Origin of the sequence: Azospirillum sp. 11R-A (assembly GCF_049472615.1) — a bacterium.
GTDB classification, from domain to species: Bacteria; Pseudomonadota; Alphaproteobacteria; order Azospirillales; family Azospirillaceae; genus Azospirillum; species Azospirillum palustre.
In genome coordinates, this window is record NZ_JBCEBL010000004.1 from 149,241 (window position 1) to 169,924 (window position 20,684).

At 68.3% G+C, this 20,684-nt stretch carries 16 protein-coding genes; 11 read left to right on the forward strand and 5 right to left on the reverse strand.

Annotated elements, in window-relative coordinates; translation table 11 throughout:
• Window positions 1-13: 13 nt before the first annotated feature.
• Together VH569_RS08275 and crtI are read right to left on the reverse strand one after the other, a co-directional pair.
• Complete coding sequence (locus VH569_RS08275) at window positions 14-1,567, reverse strand: phytoene desaturase family protein (RefSeq protein ID WP_423314910.1); 1,554 nt, start codon at window positions 1,565-1,567, stop codon at window positions 14-16.
• Window positions 1,564-3,117 (reverse strand): phytoene desaturase family protein, encoded by a 1,554-nt coding sequence (crtI, locus tag VH569_RS08280; protein WP_423314911.1) that lies wholly within the window; start codon window positions 3,115-3,117, stop codon window positions 1,564-1,566. The genes VH569_RS08275 and crtI overlap by 4 nt, the downstream gene beginning before the upstream one ends.
• Window positions 3,118-3,180: 63 nt before the next feature.
• Between crtI and VH569_RS08285 the strand changes: the two genes are divergently transcribed.
• On the forward strand, window positions 3,181-4,653 hold the full coding sequence (locus VH569_RS08285) for an aldehyde dehydrogenase family protein (protein WP_423315091.1): 1,473 nt from the start codon (window positions 3,181-3,183) through the stop codon (window positions 4,651-4,653).
• 64 nt (window positions 4,654-4,717) lie between these two features.
• Complete coding sequence (locus VH569_RS08290) at window positions 4,718-5,179, forward strand: DUF4126 domain-containing protein (protein ID WP_423314912.1); 462 nt, start codon at window positions 4,718-4,720, stop codon at window positions 5,177-5,179.
• 113 nt (window positions 5,180-5,292) lie between these two features.
• On the opposite strand, the gene VH569_RS08295 is transcribed toward VH569_RS08290, so the two are convergent.
• Window positions 5,293-6,870 carry a fatty acyl-CoA synthetase gene (locus tag VH569_RS08295; RefSeq protein WP_423314913.1) on the reverse strand — a complete coding sequence of 526 codons (1,578 nt, stop codon included), beginning with the start codon at window positions 6,868-6,870 and terminating at the stop codon, window positions 5,293-5,295.
• Between the two features lie 218 nt (window positions 6,871-7,088).
• On the opposite strand from VH569_RS08295, the gene VH569_RS08300 reads away from it, so the two are divergent.
• From VH569_RS08300 to VH569_RS08340, 9 genes are all read left to right on the forward strand, one after another.
• Window positions 7,089-7,712: a TetR/AcrR family transcriptional regulator gene (locus tag VH569_RS08300; protein ID WP_423314914.1), complete on the forward strand. Its 624-nt coding sequence runs from the start codon at window positions 7,089-7,091 to the stop codon at window positions 7,710-7,712.
• Between the two features lie 210 nt (window positions 7,713-7,922).
• Window positions 7,923-9,284, forward strand: coding sequence for a methyl-accepting chemotaxis protein (locus VH569_RS08305; RefSeq protein ID WP_423314915.1), 1,362 nt, complete (start codon window positions 7,923-7,925; stop codon window positions 9,282-9,284).
• A gap of 122 nt (window positions 9,285-9,406) precedes the next feature.
• Window positions 9,407-10,504, forward strand: a complete 1,098-nt coding sequence (locus VH569_RS08310; protein ID WP_423314916.1) for an AbrB family transcriptional regulator — start codon at window positions 9,407-9,409, stop codon at window positions 10,502-10,504.
• Between the two features lie 86 nt (window positions 10,505-10,590).
• Window positions 10,591-11,736 carry a trans-sulfuration enzyme family protein gene (locus VH569_RS08315; RefSeq protein ID WP_423314917.1) on the forward strand — a complete coding sequence of 382 codons (1,146 nt, stop codon included), beginning with the start codon at window positions 10,591-10,593 and terminating at the stop codon, window positions 11,734-11,736.
• Between the two features lie 191 nt (window positions 11,737-11,927).
• Window positions 11,928-13,202, forward strand: coding sequence for an imelysin family protein (locus VH569_RS08320; protein WP_423314918.1), 1,275 nt, complete (start codon window positions 11,928-11,930; stop codon window positions 13,200-13,202).
• A gap of 140 nt (window positions 13,203-13,342) precedes the next feature.
• A complete protein-coding gene (locus VH569_RS08325; protein WP_423314919.1) occupies window positions 13,343-14,827 on the forward strand; it encodes a multicopper oxidase family protein in 1,485 nt (494 codons plus the stop codon).
• Window positions 14,820-16,094 (forward strand): di-heme oxidoredictase family protein, encoded by a 1,275-nt coding sequence (locus VH569_RS08330; RefSeq protein ID WP_423314920.1) that lies wholly within the window; start codon window positions 14,820-14,822, stop codon window positions 16,092-16,094. Before VH569_RS08325 ends, VH569_RS08330 begins: the two co-directional genes overlap by 8 nt.
• A gap of 49 nt (window positions 16,095-16,143) precedes the next feature.
• A complete protein-coding gene (locus tag VH569_RS08335) occupies window positions 16,144-17,259 on the forward strand; it encodes an imelysin family protein (protein WP_423314921.1) in 1,116 nt (371 codons plus the stop codon).
• 2 nt (window positions 17,260-17,261) lie between these two features.
• Complete coding sequence (locus tag VH569_RS08340; RefSeq protein WP_423314922.1) at window positions 17,262-18,410, forward strand: DUF1513 domain-containing protein; 1,149 nt, start codon at window positions 17,262-17,264, stop codon at window positions 18,408-18,410.
• Window positions 18,411-18,458: 48 nt separating this feature from the next.
• Here VH569_RS08340 and fghA read toward each other — a convergent pair whose 3' ends face one another.
• Window positions 18,459-19,310: an S-formylglutathione hydrolase gene (gene fghA / locus VH569_RS08345; protein WP_423314923.1), complete on the reverse strand. Its 852-nt coding sequence runs from the start codon at window positions 19,308-19,310 to the stop codon at window positions 18,459-18,461.
• A gap of 84 nt (window positions 19,311-19,394) precedes the next feature.
• A complete protein-coding gene (locus tag VH569_RS08350) occupies window positions 19,395-20,513 on the reverse strand; it encodes an S-(hydroxymethyl)glutathione dehydrogenase/class III alcohol dehydrogenase (protein WP_098738560.1) in 1,119 nt (372 codons plus the stop codon).
• Window positions 20,514-20,684: the final 171 nt, after the last annotated feature.

The window sequence follows — 20,684 nt, forward strand, 5'->3', positions numbered from 1 at the left end:
CCGCCGCCTTCTGTCAGGCCACGGCGCGCGCGGAGCCTGCCCCGGCATCACCGTGGACGCCATCGCGCATGTCCTGGTCGAGGCTGTCGGCGGCGATCCAACCCGACATCAGCACCATAGGCATGCCCGGTCCAGGATGGGCGGCTCCACCGGCCAGATACAGGCCCTCGACATCGCGGGAGCGGTTGCCGGGCTTGAAGGCGCCCATGAAGCGGCCATGGCTCGCCAAGCCATAGATGGCGCCGTTCAGCACATTGTAGCGGTCGTTGATGTCCTGCGGGGTCAGCACATGCTCGACCCGGATGCGGTCCTCCAGATCGGGCATGCCGGCGGTGCGCTTCAGCTTGTCGAACACCACGCGGCGGTAGGCCGGCAGCATGCGGTTCCAGTCGTGACGCTCGCGCAGATAGGGGGTGTGGACCAGCACATACAGCGCCTCGCCGCCCGCCGGGGCGACGCCCGGCTCGGTGCGGGCCGGAGCGGCGATGTAGCAGGTCGGGTCGGGCGCCGGCTCGCCCTGGCGATAGATCCAGTCGAATTCCTCCTCCGGATCGCGCGAGAAGACGAAGTCATGGTGCAGCAGATGATCGTAGGCGCGGTCCAGCCCCAGATAGAACACCACGCCGGAACAGGCCGGCTCGTAGCTGCGGCGCTTGGCGAAGCGCTTGGCCGGCGGTCCGCCGACCAGTTCCTGATAGGTGCGCACCGAATCCATGTTCGACACGGCGGCCGAAACCGGGATGCGTCCGCCGCCGTCCGTCTCGACCGCCACCACCCGGCCGCGTTCCACCTGTAGACGGCGGACGCCGGTGTTGGTGCGGATTTCCACGCCCAGCCGCCTCGCCACCCGCTCCAGCGCCGTTGGCACGGCACGGGTGCCGCCCATCGGATACCAGACGCCGTCATTGGTCTGCATGTGGGCGATGGCGCACAGCACCGCCGGAGAGCCGTAGGGCGAGGAACCGACATACTGGGTGAAATGGTCCAGCATCTGCGCCGCCCGCGCATCCGGCACATGGCCGCGGATGGTGCCGGCAACCGTGCTGCCCATGCGGAGCGCCAGCACGTCCGACAGGGTGCTGGCGTTGAAGCTGTTGCGGAAGTTCAGCGTGTCGCCGAGATCCTCCACCGACTTCCAGAAGAAGAAGCGTTCGGAGATGCCGTGCAGCCGTTCCGACATCGCCTGGAAGCGGCGATAGCCCTCCCCCGCCCCGCGGCCGGGCGCCAGCCTGTCCAGTTCCGTCGCCATGGTCCCGACATTCTCCGACAGGTCCAGCACCGTGCCGTCGTCGAAGAAGCAGCGCCATTGCGGCTCCAGCCGGACCATGTCCAGCTCCTGGTCCAGATCGCAACCGGCCTCCTCCAGGATGCGGCGCAGGACGCGCGGCACAGTCAGGATTGTCGGCCCCATGTCGAAGCGGAATCCGCCTTCCTCCAGCACGGCCGCCTTGCCGCCGACCCAGGCGTTCTTTTCCAGCAGGGTCACCTTGTGCCCGCGCGCCGCCAGCACCACGGCCGCCGCCAGTCCACCCAGGCCCCCGCCGATCACCGCGATCCGATCCGTCATGCCATTCCCCCTGCAACGGCCTGCCTCAGCATGCCGGACAAACCCATGGTCTTTGTGCGCCAGGGCGTCGGCAGGCCCAGTTCCTGGGCCAACAGCCGCGCCGTGATGCGTGCGCCTTCGAAAATGACCGGCAGGCCGCTGCCGGGATGGGTGCCGCCGCCCACCAGATAGACGCCGTCCAGATCCTCGAACCGGTTGCGTGGACGGCGGTGAAGCATCTGGTCCAGGCTGTGCGCCAGGTTGAAGGTGGCGCCACGGTGCACGGCGAACTGGCTGTCCCAGTCGGCCGGCGTCACCACCCGCTCCACCCGGATGCGGCGCTCCAGATCGGTCAGCCCGAAGCCGGCCAGCCGATCGAGCACCAGCCGGCGGTAATGCGGCGCCTCCGCCTTCCAGTCGATGTGGCCGCGCTGGTGACCGACCGGCACCAGGATATAGAGCGTGCTGCCACCCGGCGGCGCCAGATCGGGATCGGTGACGCAGGCGTTCTGCACATAGATCGACGGCCGGCGCGGCAACTCCCGGCATTCCTCGATCTCCGCGAGGTTGCGCGCGTAATCCTCCGCCAGATAGACGGTGTGGTGGTCCAGCCCGTCCACTTTGTCTTCGATGCCCAGATACATCATGAAGGTGGAGCAGGAGAATTTCTTGGTGGCGATGCGGGCGTCGCTCCAACGCCGGCGCAGATCATCGGGAACCAGCGTGGTCATGGCGCGGGCGAAGTCGGCATTGATGACCAGCGCGTCGGCCGGATAGTCGCCGGCGTCCGTCCGCACACCGACGGCGCGTCGGCCCTGGAACTTGATATGGCGAACCGTCTCGTTCAGCCGGACGGTGACGCCCAGGCTTTCCGCCACCCGGCGCATTGCCTCCATCACCGATTCCGTTCCGCCGCGGGGATGGAAGATGCCGTGCTCATGCTCCAGGAAGGACAGGATGGTGAACAGGCTGGGGCAGCGGAAGGGCGACATGCCCAGATATTTGCTCTGGAACGAGAAGGCGAGGCGGATGCGCGGATCCTGGAAATAGCGGGACAGGTCGCGGTCCACCGAGCGGTGCGGCGCCAGCCTGCCCAGGGCCTTCAGCATCGGCAGCGAGGCGAGCGCCCAGGGGCTGGAGAAATCGGATTCCAGCACCGGGCGGAAACGCTCCATCTTCGCCCGGTTGTCGGCCAGGAAGCGCGGGAGCCCGTCGGCGTCGCCCGGGCTGAGCTTGGCGATCTCCGCCATCAGCGCCTTCATCTGGGCATGGACGCGCAGTTCCCCGCCGCTCTCGAACACCAGCCGGTAAAGCGGGTCGAGGCGGATCAGGTCGACGTCGTCGGACAGCCGTCGTCCGCAGGCCTCGAAGATTTCCTCCAGAATGCGGGGATAGAGGAAGAAGGTGGGTCCGCTGTCGAACCGGTAGCCGTCGAGCGAGAAGCCCGCCGACCTGCCGCCGATGCGGTCCTGCCGTTCCAGCACCGTCACCTTCGCTCCGGTGAGCGCCAGGAGCATTGCGGATGCCAATCCGCCCGGTCCCGCGCCGATGATCACGACTTGTCGTTCCATCCGCTTGCCAAACGCTCCTGCGCTGCAAAATTCAGTCGTGATCTCTACGAAGCCGGGTCGAAAATGGATCGCAACAGCAACCCCTCTCCTGACGTCTTATCTCCTTGGATAAGAAAAGCGATCACTCGGGAGGCGGTCGGCTTTAAGGCATGGTCCGAACGAGATATTTCTCTACGCCTTTCCACCATTCGTGGACTCCGCCACCGGATCGCCGCCGGTGCGGAAGACCTCGTCGAAGCGTTGAAAACCCGCCCGGCCCGAACCCCTGCCGAGAGCGTCAGTGCCGAAATCCTGCCGCTGGCGGAGGCCTGCCGGTTTCTGGAACGGGAAGCGTCCAGGCTGCTGGCGCCGAAGCGGCTGGGCCGGCGTGGCCGTCCGGTCTGGCTGTTCGGGGTCGAGGCGGAGGTGCGGCGGGAGCCGGTCGGCACCGTGTTGATCGTCGGTCCGTCCAATTACCCGTTGCTGCTGCCGGGCGTTCAGGCGATCCAGGCTCTGGCGGCCGGAAATCGGGTTCTGGTCAAGCCGGCGCCGGGATGCAGCGCGCCGATGATCCTGCTTGGAGCCTGGCTGGAAGAAGCCGGACTGCCGCCCGGGCTGTTCCGGGTGCTGGACGAATCCGCCGCCGCGGTGGATGAGGCCATCAAGGAAGGCATCGACAAGCTGGTGCTGACCGGATCGGCCGATACCGGACGGGCGGTGGCGGAGAAGCTGGCCCGGCATCTGGTGCCTTCGACGATGGAGCTGTCGGGCAACGACGCCGTCTTCGTCCTGCCGGGTGCGGATCCGGAACAGGTCGCCCGCGCCCTGGCTTTCGGCCTTCGGCTCAACGGCTCCGCCACCTGCATCGCGCCGCGGCGGGTGTTCGTCCCGCACGGCATGGCGGCGGGCCTGGAGGCCGCTCTCCTCCGCCATGTCGGCGCGATTTCGGCTGTGCCGGTATCCCCGCCGACCGGACGCCGGCTCGTCGCCCTTGCCTGGGAAGCGGTGGCGGGCGGAGCCCGTGCGCTGGGCGCTTTGCCGGGGGAGGACAGTCCGGCGATGGCGCCGCTGATCCTCGCCGACGCGAGGCCCGACATGGCGCTGCTGCGCGCAGAGATCTTCGCCCCGCTGCTGTCGCTGGTGCCGGTGCGGGACATGGAGGAGGCGCTGACGGTTGCGGCTGGCAGCCCCTATGCGCTGGGGGCATCCGTGTTCGGGCCGGAGGCGCAGGCCCGGGAGTTGGCCGGACGGATCGACGCCGGAACCGTGACGATCAACGACCTCATCGTGCCGACCGCCGACCCGCGCCTGCCCTTCGGCGGGCGGCATGCCAGCGGCTGGGGCGTCACCCGTGGCGCCGAGGGACTGCTGGAGATGACGCAGGTGAAAACCGTCTCGGTCCGCAAGGGGCGGCTCCGCCCCCATTTCGATCAGCCGCGGGCCGGTGACGAGGCGCTGATGCTGGCGGCGCTGCGCCTGCTCCATGGCGGGCCCGGCACCCGCGGCAGGGCGCTGCTGCGGCTGGTGCAGGCGGTGCGCGGACGTTCCACCGGATGACCATGGCTCTCACCTGACTGTGGCCCTCACCTGACTTTGACCCCAACGAAACACGGATGACCGGATGCTTGCCCTGGCCCTTGCTTTTCTGATCGGCGCCGTCGCCGGCTCCCGCACCCTGATCGCTCCGGCCGCCGTCAGCTGGGCCGCTTATGGCGGCTGGCTCGACGTTTCGGGAAGCTGGCTGTTCTTCCTCGGGCATCCGGTGTCGCCCTGGGTCTTCACCGCCATGGCGGTGGCGGAGTTGATCGTCGACAAGCTGCCGACCACTCCCAGCCGCAAACTGCCTTTCCCCTTTGCCAGCCGCATTGCCGGCGGCGCCATCGCCGGTGCGGCCATCGGGGCGAATGCCGGATTCTGGATCGGCGGGCTGGTGGCCGGCGGCATCGGCGCCGTGGTGGGCACACTGGTCGGCTATGCCGCCCGCATGCGCATGGCCGCCGCCTTTGGCCGCGACCGCCCCGCCGCCCTGCTGGAGGATGCGGTGGCGCTGGTCGCGGCCCTGCTGATCGTCTCCGCGGCGTGAGGGGCGGCTACCCCTAGACGCCCCACCGCTCGGGTCGCGATCTTCACAGTGGCTCGTTGACGAGGAAGCGGACGGCGTGCAGCGGCGGTTCGTATAGGCTCATGTTTCCGCACTCATGCCGCGGTCTCGCTGTAGGCCCGGCGAAGCTCCCTCTTCAGCAGCTTGCCGGCGGTGTTGCGCGGCAGGCTGTCGACGAAATGCACCTGCTTGGGCAGCTTGAAGGGCGCCAGATGACCGCGGCAATGGGCGATCACCCCCTCGGCATCGACGCTCTGGCCGGTGCGCAGCACGACGAAGGCGGTCACCGCCTCGATCCATTTCGGGTCGGGCAGCGCGACAACCGCGACCTCGGCGACGGCGGGATGTGTGTAGATCGCCTCCTCCACCTCGCGGCTGGCGACCACCACGCCGCCGGTGTTGATGACGTCCTTGATGCGGTCGACGATGTGGAGATAGCCGGCCTCGTCGAGATAGCCGACGTCGCCGGAATGGAACCACCCGCCCTGGAAGGCCTCCTCCGTCTCGCGCGGCTTGCCCCAATAACCGACCATCAGCTGGGGGGAGCGGTGGACGATCTCGCCATGGCTGCCCGGAGCCAGATCGTTCATCCCCAGATCGACGACCCGCGTCTCGACATTCAGCACCGGGCGGCCGGCGGAGGCGGGGCGCTCCTCATGCTCTTCCGGGGCCAGCACGGTGGCGAGCGGGCCGATCTCGCTCTGGCCGTAACAGTTGAAGGGCTTGGCGTTGGGTAGGCGGCGGCGAAGCTCCTGCAACACCGGAACCGGCATGATCGAGGCGCCGTAATACAGTTTCTCCAGCGACCCCAGATCGTGCGCGTCGAAATCCGCATGGCGCAGCAGCCCGACCCACACCGTGGGCGGCGCGAAGAAGGAGGTGATGCGGTGCGCCTCGATCAGTTCCAGGCATTGCTTCAGGGCCGGAGCCTGGATCAGCAGGGTGGTGGCACCGACCATCAGTTGCGGCATCAGGAAGACATGCATCTGCGCCGAATGGTAGAGCGGCAGCGCCGCCAACGCCCGGTCGCTCTCGGCGAAGCGGCAATCGTGGATGGCGCTCTCATACTCCGCCAGCAGGCCGCCATGGGTCATCATCGCGCCCTTCGGCGCCGCGGTGGTGCCGGAGGTGTAGAGAAGCTGGACCACCGTATCGGCATCCACCGCCACGTCGATGTCCGCCGGGGTGCCCCGGTCCTGTGCGATGGCCAGCACGTCCAGATAACCGGCACCGGCGGCACCGGCGGCCAGGGTCCCGATCAACTCCATCCGCGCCGCTTTCCCGGCATCGGCCAGGGTGCCGGCCAGATCGGCGTCGTGCAGCACCATCCGCGCCCCCGACTGCGTCAGGATGTAGGACAGCTCCTCACCTGTCAGGGCGTAGTTGACCGGCACATGGATGAAGCCGCCGACCGCGCAGCCGAGCCAGGCCACGACATAGGCGTCGGAATTGCGCCCGAAGGCGGCCACCCGGTCACCCGGCCGCAGACCCATGTCGTGGAGCCGCCGGGCCACCCGCTTCGCAGCCACATGCAGGCCGGCGAAGCTCCAGTCCCGGCCGTCGTAGCGCAAGGCGATGCGGTCGCCATAGCGCCGCGCCGCCCGTGCCAGAGCCCCGCCGATGCTGGTGCCGCGCGCCGCGGCGATGGCGTCCTTGGCAACGTCCATGGGCATGCGTGTCCTCCCGGTTCTGCAAGGTTCTGGCGCCGTCGCCGCACACCCCGGTCACGGGCTCGGCCGGCATTTTCTTTACTGTATGGAACCTAAGTTACTTGAAAGTAGACTCCGAAACAAGTTTGCTAAACGAACTGACTGTTTCCCGGCCTGGACATGGGCACAGCCAAATGGGAAAGCGATAGGCCGGAAGAATGAGCGAAGGGAGCCAGCACCGCATGTCGGACTCGCCATGGAAGACCGCCGCCGACCGCCGCAGCGAACGGGAGGAAAAGCGGATCGCCGTGCTGCGGACGGCGGCGCAGGCCTTCAACGAGCTTGGCTATCACGCCACCTCGCTGGACGACATCGCCCGGCGGCTGAACGTGACCAAGCCGACGATCTATTATTATGTGAAGAACAAGGAGGAGATCCTGTTCGAGTGCGTGCGGATCGGGCTGGAAATGCTCGACAGCGCCTCGAACGACGTGACCGGCCATGGCGGCAGCGCCTATGACGAACTGGTGGCGGTGATGACCACCTATGTCGACATCGTCACGATGGATTTCGGCATGTGCGTGATCCGGGTCGGCGAGGAACCGCTGACCAAGGACAGCCGCCGTACCCTGCGCGGCCTGAAGCGCCGCATCGACCTGAAATTCCGCAGCCTGATCGAACGCGGCATCGCCGAGGGCAGCATCGTCCCCTGCGATCCGAAGATCGCCGCCTTCACGCTGTCGGGCGCGCTCAGCTGGGTTGCCCGCTGGTACCGCCCGGACGGCGATCTGGACCCGACGGAGATCTCACGCCAGTCCATCGCCCTGCTGCTGAACGGCCTGCGCCCGCGTCCTGATATCGGGTGACTCCGCCGTCGGGGCACGGTCGACCATAGGCCCAAAGTGCGCCGGCCGACCTGCCGCCAGCGTTGTATGACCGGCCACTGCTCTCCTTCTTATACATATCTGGGTATGATGAAAATGGGGTAGTGAGTTGCCGTCGATGTGCGATCCAGAAGAGCATTCCTGACGTAGAACGATCCATGTGTGGCCTTGGAACCGAGGATCGTCCAGAAGATGACCGTCGAACTGACAGATGTGCAGGCGAAGAGACTTTCCACTTTCTCGATCACCCAGAACGATCTGGACCGGTTAAGGGGCAACCGGGAGTTCGCGGAGCAGCGCCTTCCCGCGCTGCTGACCGAGTGGCATCGGCATTTCGATGCATGGCCAGAGATTCAGGCGGCGCTGCAACGTCCCGACGTGCATGCCGCCCGCCTGAATCATTGGATGCGGGCCGTATCCGGTCGGATCGATGCCGGTTTCGCCAACTCCGCGAAACGGCTTGCGACTCTTTTCTATAAGAACGGCGTCCCGGCTTATGCGGTGTCGATCTGCCATTACATCGTCAGTTCCAACATCGCCCGCGAACTCGGCCTCACCGGTGGCGACGAGGGGCTGAGAGCAGGCCTGTTCGGCGCCGCGGCCCGCCGCAACCGGACGGCTCAGCTGGAGACGCTGAACAAGATCGCGTGGTTCGACATCGAACTGCTGCTGGAGACTTATCGGGTGGCGGAGGAGGAGAGCAAGCGCGCCACCCTCGACCGGCTCGCCGGCACCTTCGAAGACAGCGTGAAGAGCATCGTGGAGGGGACGGTCGCCGCCTCCAACCAGATGCAGGCCCATGCCCAGCGCATGTCGCAGATCGCCACCAGCACCAGCCGCCGCTCCGCCGATGTCGCGTCGGAGACGGAATTCGCCTCGTCCAGCATGCAGACGGTGGCCGCGGCGACCGAACAGCTTGCCAGTTCCATCACCGACATCAGCCGCCACGTCAACGAATCCTCCCGCATCTCCACCTCCGCCGTCGGTGAGGCGGAACGGACCAAGGGAACCGTCAGCGGTCTGGTGGAAGCGGCCCAACGCATCGGCGACGTGGTCAACCTGATCAACAACATCGCCAGCCAGACCAACCTGCTGGCGCTCAACGCCACCATCGAGGCGGCACGGGCGGGAGAGGCGGGCAAGGGCTTCGCTGTCGTCGCCAGCGAGGTGAAGAGCCTCGCCAACCAGACCGCCAAGGCGACGGAGGACATCTCCAGCCAGATCGCCGGCATGCAGAATGCCGCCGGCCAGGCCGCCGACGCGATCCATGCCGTGGGCCGCACCATCGTCCACATCAACGAGATCGTCACCACGGTCGCCGCGACGGTGGAACAGCAGACCGCCGCGACGCAGGAGATCACCCGGAACGTGCAGGAGGTCGCGGTCGGCACCCGCCGGGTCACCGGTTCCATCGGCGAGGTCACGCGGTCCTCGTCGGAGACCGGCGGCATCGCGCAGGAGGTGCTGGCCGCCGCCGGACTGCTGCACCGGCAGGCGGACGAGTTGAACCGGGGCGTCGGCGATTTCCTGACCAGCATCCGCGCCGCCCGCTGATCCGCCGATCTGGGTCCGCCGATCCGCCGCGCATGGCTGCCGCGCCCCCTCGCCTGCTGGACGGGCGGGAGGGCGGCGGGCAGCATGGGGCGGTCGCAAATCATTCGTACAGGTATGGGTTCGTGGTCAGCGCAAGGGATGGCGGCAGGAACGGCCCCGGGAATGGCGACGGATCGTGGCTCCGCCCGCGGACGGTCGCGCAATGGGCGGGGCTGCTCGCCCTGTCCGCGGCGGCGACGCTGGGTCTCGATGCGGTCGGACTGCCGGCGGCCTGGCTGATCGGGCCGATGATCGGCGCCATCGCGCTGGGCGTCGGCGGCGCCAGCATCCGCGTTCCGGGCTCGGGCTTCACCATGGCGCAGGCGATCATCGGCTGCCTCGTCGCCCATGCCGTTACCTCGTCGATCCTGCTGTCCATCGCCCGGAACTGGCCGCTGATGCTGGGAACCGTCGGGCTGACGGTGCTGGTCAGCGGCATCGTCGGCTGGCTGTTCGTCCGCTACGGCAGCCTGCCCGGCACCACCGCTGCCTGGGGCGTGTCGCCGGGTGCGGCCTCCGCCATGGTCGCCATGGCCGGCGACTATGGCGCGGATGTCCGGCTGGTCGCGGTGATGCAATATCTGCGCGTCGTGCTGGTGGTGCTCAGCGCCTCGCTGGTGACGCATGCGCTGACCGCCGGTTCGCAGGGTTCCACCATCCCGGTGGCCCCGGCGGAGGCGCTGGACCTGCGCGGGCTGGCGGCGACGCTGCTGGTCGCCGCGGCGGGCGGCTGGATCGGCCACCGTTTCCGCATTCCCTCCGGTGCCCTTCTGGTGCCGATGGTGCTGGGCGCGCTGGTCCAGACCGGTGCGGGCGTGACTCTGCAACTGCCGCATGCGTTGCTGACCGTCACCTACACCGTCATCGGCTGGAGCATCGGCCTACGCTTCACCCGCGAGGTGCTGAGCCACGCCCTGCGTGCCGTGCCGCAGATGCTGTTGTCGACCGGGCTGATGATCGCCCTGTGCAGCCTGTCGGCCTGGGTGCTGGTCACGCTGCTCCCGACCGACCCGCTGACCGCCTTCCTCGCCACCAGCCCCGGAGGGCTCGATTCGGTTGTGGTGATCGCGCTGGGCAGCGGGGTGGATCTGCCGCTGGTGCTGGCCCTGCAAACCCTGCGGCTTTTCGTGGTGGTGCTGTCGGGGCCGCCGCTGGCCCGCCTGATCGCACGCTACGCCTGACGGTTGCGCGGCGCCATTGCGTCCCGGCGTCCGGCGGACGTATCCTTGATACCCCCTTTCATGACCGATCCCGGAGTGCCCCGGCAATGACCGACCGTCCCCACCGTCCCGAAACCATCGCCGCCGGCGCCCTGGGCTTTGAGGATGCGGCCAGCGGCGCGGTCATCCCGCCGATCCACCCGTCCACCACCTATGTCCGGGATCCCGACAACGGCTATGGCCGCGGCCGGGTCTATGCCCGCGCCGACAACCCGACCTTCGACATTCCGGCCAGGACCATCACCGAACTGGAGAAGGGCACCGACACGCTGCTGTTCGCCTCCGGCATGGCGGCGGCGACCGCAGTGTTCCAGGCGCTGGATCCCGGCGACCATGTGATTGTGCCCGACGTGATGTACTGGGCCTTCCGCAACTGGGTCCATGGCCCCGCCACACGCTGGGGGTTGAAGGTCGAAGGGGTCGATACCAGCGACACCGATGCGGTGCGCGCCGCACTCCGCCCCGGCCAGACGCGGCTGGTGTGGGTGGAAACCCCGGCCAACCCGCTGTGGACCGTCACCGACATCGCCGCGGTGGCCGAACTCGCGCACGAGGCGGGTGCCTGGCTGGCGGTGGACAGCACGGTCGCCACCCCGGTGCTGACCCGTCCGCTGGAACTGGGCGCCGACATCGTCATGCATTCGGCGACCAAGTATCTCAACGGCCATTCCGACGTCGTCGCCGGTACCCTGACCGCCGCCCGCAAGGACGAGTTCTGGGCCCGCATCAAGGCGGTGCAGACCCAGCAGGGCGGTATCCTCGGCAGTTTCGAGGCATGGCTGCTGCAGCGTGGCCTGCGCACCCTGTTCGCCCGCGTCCGCTGGCAGAGCGACGCCGCCATGGCCCTGGCGGAGCGGCTGTCCGCCCATCCTCGGGTGGCCGAGGTGCTCTATCCCGGCCTGCCCGGATTCCCCGGCCACGGCATCGCATCGCGCCAGATGAGCGGCGGCTATGGCGGCATGCTGTCCGTCCGCGTGAAGGGCGGCACCCAGGCTGCCATCGACACCGCCGCCCGCGTCGAAATCTGGCGCCGCGCCACCTCGCTCGGCGGGGTGGAGAGCCTGATCGAGCATCGCGCCAGCATCGAAGGGCCGAGTTCGCCTGTGCCGGGCGACCTGCTGCGTCTGTCGGTCGGGCTGGAGTCGCCGGACGACCTCTATGAGGATTTGTCGCAGGCGCTTGGAGAGGGCTGAGGACCGTCCACCTCCCGCCGCCCGCGGGACAGGGCGGCGGGACATATCGACGCGGCACGGCGGAGCCTGCGCATTTCCGAGTACCCCCAACGCGGATAGGGCTTGACAGTGAGAATGATTCGCGACGTTATTCGCTGAGAATAAGTCGCACTTGCTGTCATTACCGACCACCGACGTTCTAGGAGACCTCCATGTCGAAGCGCGCTGCCGGCTTTGCCGCCGTAGCCGTCGTTGCCCTGCTGCCGTACGGTGCCCAGGCTGCCGGTCCGGCCTACAAGGACGTGGCGAAGAACTACGCTGACATCGCCCATGCCGCCTATGAGGACGCCACCAACGGCGCCAAGGCGCTGAAGAAGGCGGTGGACGCCCTGGTCGCCAATCCGACCGAGGACAATCTGGCGAAGGCGCGCGACGCCTGGAAGGCCGCCCGCGTTCCGTACATGCAGACGGAAGCCTTCCGCTTCGGCAATCCGATCGTCGACGAATGGGAAGGCAAGGTGAACGCCTGGCCGCTGGACGAGGGCCTGATCGACTATGTCGACGAAGGCTATGCCGGTGGCGAGAGCAACCCGTACGCCAAGGCGAACGTCATCGCCAACCCGAAGATCACGGCCGGCGGCAAGACCATCAACGCCTCCAAGATCACCAAGGACCTGCTGACCGACAAGCTGCACGGCGCCGGCAAGGTCGAGGCGAACGTCGCCACCGGCTACCACGCCATCGAATTCCTGCTGTGGGGCCAGGATCTGCACGGCACCGGCCCGGGGGCGGGTGAGCGCAAGGCCACCGATTACGGCAAGGGCAAGGACTGCACCAACGGCCATTGCGACCGCCGCGTCCAGTATCTGAAGGTCGCCACCCAGATGCTGGTCGACGATCTGTCGGAAATGACCGCCGATTGGGCCGCCAAGGGCAAGGCCCGCGCCTCCATCGCCAAGGCGCCGGAGAGCGAAGGCGTCGGCCGCATGCTGACCGGCCTGGGATCGCTAAGCTATGGCGAGCTGGCGGGCGAGCGCATGAAGCTCGGCCTCATGCTGCACGATCCGGAAGAGGAGCATGACTGCTTCTCCGACAACACCCACAACTCGCACTATTACGACGAAGTCGGCATGGTGAACGTCTACAACGGCAGCTACAAGCGCACCGACGGCAAGATTGTTTCGGGTGCCTCGCTGTCGCAGCTGGTCGCCGCCAAGTCCGCCGACGCCGACGCCGCGGTCAAGACCGCCCTGGCCAACACCATGACGGCGATGCAGGCGATCAAGGACACCGCCGACAGCGGCAAGATGGCCTACGACCAGATGATCGCCGCCGACAACGACGAGGGCAACAAGCTGGTGTCCGCCGGCATCGACGGCCTCGTCGCCCAGAAGAAGGCGCTGGAAGGCGCCGTCGCCGCGCTCGGCGTCTCGGTCGAGGTCAAGGGCTCCGACAGCCTCGACGACCCGTCGAAGGTCGGCAAGTAAGCACGCCTGCCCGGCTCCGGTCCCGCGCCCTCCCGCGCAGGACCGTTTCCCCCGAGCTTCCCTTCCGGGCCGACCCGGCGGGGGATGGCGAAGGGACCGGAGCCGGCCTTTTCCTGCCTGAAGTTTTTTGGACCGCCGTCATGCCGCATCGCCCCGCCTCCGCCCTGTCCCGCCGCACCCTCCTGCGCGCCGGGGGTGCCGCCTTCGCGGCGACGGCGCTGGGCGGAACCGGCCTTGCCGCCCCCGATGCCGGTGCGCTGAAAGCCGGTCTCGCCGGCCCGACGCCGGTCACCGCCGCCGGCGATCTGGTCGAGGTCGAGCTGGTCGCCAAGCAGCGGATGCTGCGCATCCTGCCGGAACCGGCCGGGCTGTCGCCGCTGATCACCTATGCCGACAGCTTTCCCGGCCCGATCATCCGCATGCGCAAGGGCCAGCGGCTGCGCGCCACCCTGGTGAACGGGCTGGACGAGCACACCTCGATCCACTGGCACGGCATCCGCCTGCCGAACCTGGAAGACGGCGTGCCCTATTTGACCCAGCCGCCGACCAAGCCGGGCGAGCGCCACGTCTATGAATTCACCCCGCCCGATGCCGGGTCCTTCTTCTTCCATCCCCACTGCAACACGGTGGAACTGCTGGGCCGCGGCCTTGCCGGCGTGCTGATCGTCGAGGAGCCGGACGCGCCGAAGGTCGATGCCGACGTCGTCTGCCTGGTCAAGGACTGGCAGCTGGACAAGACCGGCACGTTCGGCACCTTCATGACCGACCGCGGTGCTTCCCGCGCCGGCACCTTCGGCAGCGTGTCGACCGTCAACGGCGCCATCGAGCCGGTGATCGAGGTCCCCGCCAACGGCGACATCCGTGCCCGCCTCTACAACATCGACAGCACCCGCGTGGTCGATCTGCGGGTGGAGGGGGCCGAGGCCTGGATCGTCGCGGTCGACGGCAACCCGCTGCCGCCCCGCCCGCTGGACGGCTGGCCGATGGGGCCGGCCATGCGCATCGACGTGCTGTTCCGCGCTCCGCCCAAGGCCGGCCAGACCCTGCGACTGACCAACGTCTATTCGGCAGAACCCCGGCCGCTCGCCACCTTCCGCGCCGTCGGACCGAGCCTGCCCAACAAGCGCTTCAAGCTGCGCGCCCTGCCTGCCTCCGCCATTCCGGAGCCGGATTTGAAGGACGCGCCGATCATCCCGATGGCCTTCTCCGCCACCGCGGTGGCGCAGAGCTTCGACGCGGCGGCTCTGCCCGGCCTGCCCTATGCCGACGCGCTGTGCCTGTCGGCGAAGACCTTCTGGGCGATCAACCAGCAGAGCTGGCCGGAGGGTGGGCATGAACGCCTGCCGCCGCCGCTGGTCACGCTGGAGAAGGGCCGGAGCTACATCTTCGAACTGGCCAACCTGACGCCTCACCTGCACCCGATCCACATCCACGGCTACACCTTCAAGGTGCTGTCCTCCGATGCCCGCAAGGTGGTGCCCCACCACGCCGACACGGTGCTGCTGGAGCCGAAGGAGCGGCTGCGCGTCGCCATCAAGGCCGACAATCCCGGCGACTGGATGTTCCACTGCCACATCATCGAACACCAGGACACCGGCATGATGGGATACATCCGCGTTGCCTGATTTTACCAATTTCCGCAACGTCTTTGCCGTTGCGCTGCTTCTCGCCGCTCCGGCCGCCCAGGCCGCCGACAGCCTCGACAACCGCATCGGCGAGGCGCTGTTCCGCCGCATGTGGGTGGCGGCGCCCACCGCGACGCAGGCTGCGGACGGTCTTGGCCCGCTTTACAACGCACGCTCCTGCGCCACCTGCCATCCGCGCGGTGCCGGCGGGCGTCCACCCGACCCGGCGGTAAAGGACGACCAGGGCGTCGGCTATGCGATCAAGCTGAACGCCGATCCGGTCTATGGCCGGCAGATCCAGTCCAACGCCATTCCGGGCCAACTGGTCGAAGGCCGCCCCCGCGTCACCTACCGCGAGGAGACGGTCCGCTTCGCCGACGGCGAGACCATCCGGCTGCGCCACCCGACGCCGGTGGTCGAGGATCTCGGCTATGGCCCGCTGGCCGAAGCGACGGTGATGTCCGCCCGCGTGCCGCCGCGCGTCCATGGCATGGGCCTGCTCGACCGCATCCCGGCCGACGCCATCGAAGCCGAGGCCGCCAGACAGGCGGCCTCCGGCGGTCCGGTCGCCGGGCGGGTGAATTACGTGACGGTGGACGGCAAGCGTCAGGTCGGCCGCTTCGGCTGGAAGGCGATGCACCCCACCCTGGACCACCAGGATGCGGAGGCCTTCAACCTCGACATCGGCATGTCGACCCCGGCCTTCCCGGAGCCCTGGGGCGATTGTACCCCGGCACAGACCGTCTGCCGCAATGCGCCGCACGGCGATTCCAAGCAGTTCGAGGGGCTCGAGATCCCCAGCACCGTCATCGGCCTGATCGACGGCTACCTGCGCGACCTGTCGCCCGACGGCAGCCTGGAGGCGCCGAAGGACAAGGCCGGCACCACTCTGTTCGCCGACACCGGCTGTGCCGCCTGCCACCGTCCGTCCTGGCGCACGGGGGAGGATGCCGGGCATCCGTCCCTGTCCAACCGCGACATCTTCCCGCACAGCGATATGCTTCTCCACGACCTCGGCCCCGGGCTGGGCGACCGGCTGCCGATGGGCGAGGCGAACGGGTCGGACTGGCGCACCACGCCGCTGTGGGGCCTGAACCGGCTGGCGGACAAGGATGGGCAGCTGTCGCTTCTGCATGACGGCCGCGCCCGCAGTGTCACCGAAGCGATCCTGTGGCATGGCGGCGAGGCGGAAGCGGCGAAGGACCGCTTCAAGTCTCTGCCGGGCGCGGACCGGAAACGTCTGGTGCGTTACGTGCTGGGTTTGTAAAGGAAGGGCAGGGGTTCGCTCCACGTCAAAGGCAGAAGGGATTGATCGTATGCGACGCCGCATAGTGCTGGGACTGATGTCGGCCGCCGCCGCCGTGGCGGCCCTGCTGCCGCGGACGCCGGCCTTCGCCGCCCGCCAGTCGGACAAGGATGCCGCCTTCCTGGGCGGCATGGTCCGCACCCATGCCCTGCCCCGCTTCGATGCGCTGGTGACGGCGGCCACCGCCTATGCCGATACGCTCGACCGCTTCGCCGCCGGCCCCACCGCCGCCGGGCTTGAGGAGGCGCGCACCGCCCACTTCAAGGTTACCGACGGTTGGGCCGCCGTGCAGCATCTGCGCCCCGGTCCGCTGACCATGAATCTGCGGGCCGACCGCATGTCGTTCTGGCCGGAACGGCCCGGCGTGGTCCAGCGCCAGATCGGCCAGATCCTGCGCGACCATGACCCCAAGCTGCTGGAGCCCGGCGCGCTGGCCCGCCAGAGTGCGGCCGTCCAGGGGTTGACCGTGCTGGAGCGGCTGCTGTTCGACGAGGGCGTCACCGCCGACGGCTTCACCGGCAGCGATGCCAAGCTGTACCGCGCCAAACTCGCCGCCGCCGCCGCCCGCAACATCGCCGCCATCGCCACCGATGCGCGCGACGGCTGGAAGGAGCTGGAGGCGCCGCTCACCGCCGGGCAGGCGACCGTGCTCGGACCGACCGCGTCCGAAGCCGTGAACACACTCTATGCCTCCGCCATCACCACGATGCAGGTGGTGATCGACCAGAAGCTGATGGCCCCGCTCGGCGCGAGCATCGAGGATGCCAAGCCGACGGTGGTGGAGGCGCTGCGCAGCGGCCGGTCGCTGCGCAATGTCGTGCTGAATCTGGAGGGGCTGCGCGCCCTGCTGATGGGCGAGCATGGCGGTCCGGGCTTCGTCTCGCTGCTGCCCGCCAACGACGACGGCGCCACCGCCAAGCAGGCCATCGATGAGAGTTTCGCCGCCGCGATCAGCGCGGTGGAGGCGGTCCCCGGCCCGCTGAACAAGGCGGTGACCGATCCTGCCACCCGCAAGAAGACCGAGAGCGCGCTGCGGCTGGTCAAGGCGGCGCGGGTTGAGATGCTGGGCACGCTGGCCCCACTGCTGGACATCACGCTGGGCTTCAACGAACTGGACGGAGACTGACGATGGCGGTCGACCGCAGGAACATCCTGAGCCTGCTGGCCGGGCGGGTCTTCGGGGGACGTGTGCTGTCGGGCGCCGGCCTGTCGGGCGGGCTGCTGGCCGTGCTGACGGGCAAGGCCCATGCCGCCGAAGCCGGCACGCTCTACCTCAACGCCTATGCCACCGCCGGGGCGGAGCCGAGCTTCGGCGTCGCCGCGCTCGACCGCACCGGCAAGGTGCTGTTCACCACCGCCACCCCCGGCCGCGCCCACGGCATCATGCCCCGGCCCGGCATGGCGGAGGCCGCCGTCTTCGCCCGCCGGCCCGGCCGCTGGTTCCAGACCTTGTCGCTGGCAGACGGCACCCCCGGCCCGGTGGTGCGCGCGCCGGACGACCGCCGCTTCACCGGCCATGGCGACTATTCCGCCGACGGACGCACCCTCTTCGTCGCCGAGGACGACGTGCCGCGCGAAGAGGGCGCCATCGGCGTCTATGACGCCACCGACAATTACCGCCGCATCGGCGCCATCCCAACCCATGGGCTGGGACCGCACGAACTGATCCTGATGCGCGACGGCACGACGCTGGCAGTCGCCAACGGCGGCGTCATCACCCACCCCGACACCGGCCGGGCCAAGCTGAACCTCGACAGCATGAACAGCTCGCTGACCTATGTCGAGGCGGCGACGGGCAAGCTGCTCGACAAGGTGCGGCTGCCGGAAGAGCACGCCAACCTCGGCATGCGCCACATCGCCCTGCTCGACGATGGCGGGATCGCCTTCGGCGTGCAGGACGAGCGGCCCATCGGCATGCTCCAGCCGCTGACCGGCGCCCACCGTCCCGGCGGCGGCACGATCCGCCTGTTCGACACGCCGGAAGATGTGCTGTCGCGCATGCAGGGTTATATCGGCAGCGTCGCGTCGGACGGCAGAACCGTGGCGGCCAGCTCGCCGATGGGCGGCATCATCGGGCTGTGGGATGCGGCGAGCGGGGCATGGCTGGGCTCCACCGCGCTGGCCGACGGCTGCGGTCTGGCACCGAACGGCGACGGCTATCTGGCGACCAGCGGACTCGGCGTGATCGAGCCGGTCTCGGCGAGCGCCGAGGCGGGACCGGAACGCAAGGCACCGGCCTTCCGATGGGACAACCACCTGACGCGGCGGGTGGCCTGAGGGAAGGCGTCGAAGCAGGGGCTTTTCAGTCCCCTGCCCGCTCGGCACTCACCCCAGCAGCGCCGCTGCATGGTGGCGCAGATGGTCCTCGATGAAGGTGCTGATGAAGAAGTAGCTGTGGTCGTAGCCCGGCTGCATCCGCAGAGTCACCGGGTGACCGACCGCCTCCGCCGCAGCGACAAGCGCCTCCGGCTTCAGCTGTGCTTCCAGGAAGCCGTCGCGGTCGCCCTGGTCGATCAGGATCGGCAGCCGTTCGCTGGCCGTCTCGATCAGTGCGCATGCGTCCCACTCCAGCCAGCGGTCGCGGTCGGGCCCCAGATAGCGGCCGAAGGCCTTCTCGCCCCAGGGCACCGCCGCCGGATTGACGATAGGGGCGAAGGCCGACACCGCCTTGTAAAAGCCCGGATGCTTCAGCGCGCAGACCAGCGCGCCATGCCCGCCCATCGAATGGCCGGCGACCGACCGCCTGTCGGTGACCGGGTAATTCGCCTCGATCAGCGCCGGCAATTCCCGCGTCACATAATCGTGCATCCGGTAATGGCGCGCCCAGGGCTGTTCGGTCGCATCGACGTAGAATCCGGCGCCGAGCCCGAAATCCCAGGAATTGTCGGGGTCGCCGGGCACCCCCTCCCCGCGCGGGCTGGCGTCGGGGGCGACGATGGCGAGGCCAAGCTCCGCCGCGACGCGGAAGGCGCCGGCCTTCTGGGTGAAGTTCTCGTCGGTGCAGGTCAGTCCCGACAGCCAATAGAAGACCGGCACCGCGGCGCCGGCCTCCACCTGCGGCGGCAGGAAGATCGCGAAGGTCATCTCGCAATCCACCGCCGCGGACTGGTGCCGCACCCGCTTCAACCGGCCGCCGAAGACGCGGGTTTCCGACAGGGTGGTGAGGGGATCGGTCATGGAAACGCCTTTTGAAAAACGATGGCCGGAAGGCTCCCTCCCACGGTCCCGGCAAAGGGAGCGAGGGAAAGAGCCACCGTCACCTCACTGGTTGTACAGGATGACCGAGCGGATGCTCTTGCCCTCATGCATCAGGTCGAAGGCGTGGTTGATGTCCTCCAGACCCATGGTGTGGGTGATGAAGGTATCCAGCTCGAACTCGCCGCGCAGGTAACGCTCCACATACTCCGGCAGTTCCGACCGGCCCTTGACGCCGCCGAAGGCGGAGCCGCGCCAGACGCGGCCGGTGACCAGCTGGAACGGACGGGTGGCGATCTCCTCGCCGGCGCCGGCGACGCCGATGATGACCGACTCGCCCCAGCCCTTGTGGCAGCACTCCAGGGCGGCGCGCATCACCTTGACGTTGCCGATGCACTCGAAGCTGTAATCGACGCCGCCGTCGGTCATCTCGACCAGCACTTCCTGGATCGGGCGGTCGAAATCCATCGGGTTGACGACGTCGGTGGCGCCGAGCTGCTTGGCGATCTCGAACTTCGACGGGTTGACGTCGATGCCGATGATGCGGCTTGCCTTCGCCATGGTGGCGCCGATGATGGCCGACAGGCCGATGCCGCCCAGGCCGAAGATGGCGACGGTCGAGCCCGGCTCCACCTTCGCGGTGTTCATCACCGCACCCATGCCGGTGGTAACGCCGCAGCCCAGCAGGCAGACCTTCTCGAGCGGCGCCGCCTTGTTGATCTTGGCAAGCGCGATCTCCGGCAGCACCGTGTATTCGGAGAAGGTCGAGGTGCCCATGTAGTGGGCGATCTCCTTGCCCTTCAGCGAGAAGCGGCTGGTGCCGTCCGGCATCAGGCCCTTGCCCTGGGTGGCGCGGATCGCCTGACACAGGTTGGTCTTGCCGGACAGGCAGAATTTGCACTTGCCGCATTCCGGCGTGTAGAGCGGGATGACGTGGTCGCCGACCGCCACCGACGTGACGCCCGGACCGACCTCCACCACCACGCCGCCGCCCTCATGGCCGAGGATGCAGGGGAACACGCCTTCGGAATCCTTGCCCGACAGGGTGTAGGCGTCGGTGTGGCAGACACCGGTGGCGACGATGCGGACCATCACCTCGCCGGCCTTGGGGGCCGCGACCTCGACCTCTTCGATCTCCAGCGGACGGTTGGCTTCCCAGGCGACGGCAGCGCGCGACAGAACCATGTGGGTTTCCTTCCCCAAGTCGGATTGGTCCCGAGAACGGGTTTGCCCCGCAGGCGGGTTTGCCAATGAGGATTGGCATTTGATTTCCGCAGTGTAGACCGCGACCGGTCATTGCCAGAACGGCGATTTCGGGAATAGATTTTTGCTGTATGGGGATAATGGCCGGATGGC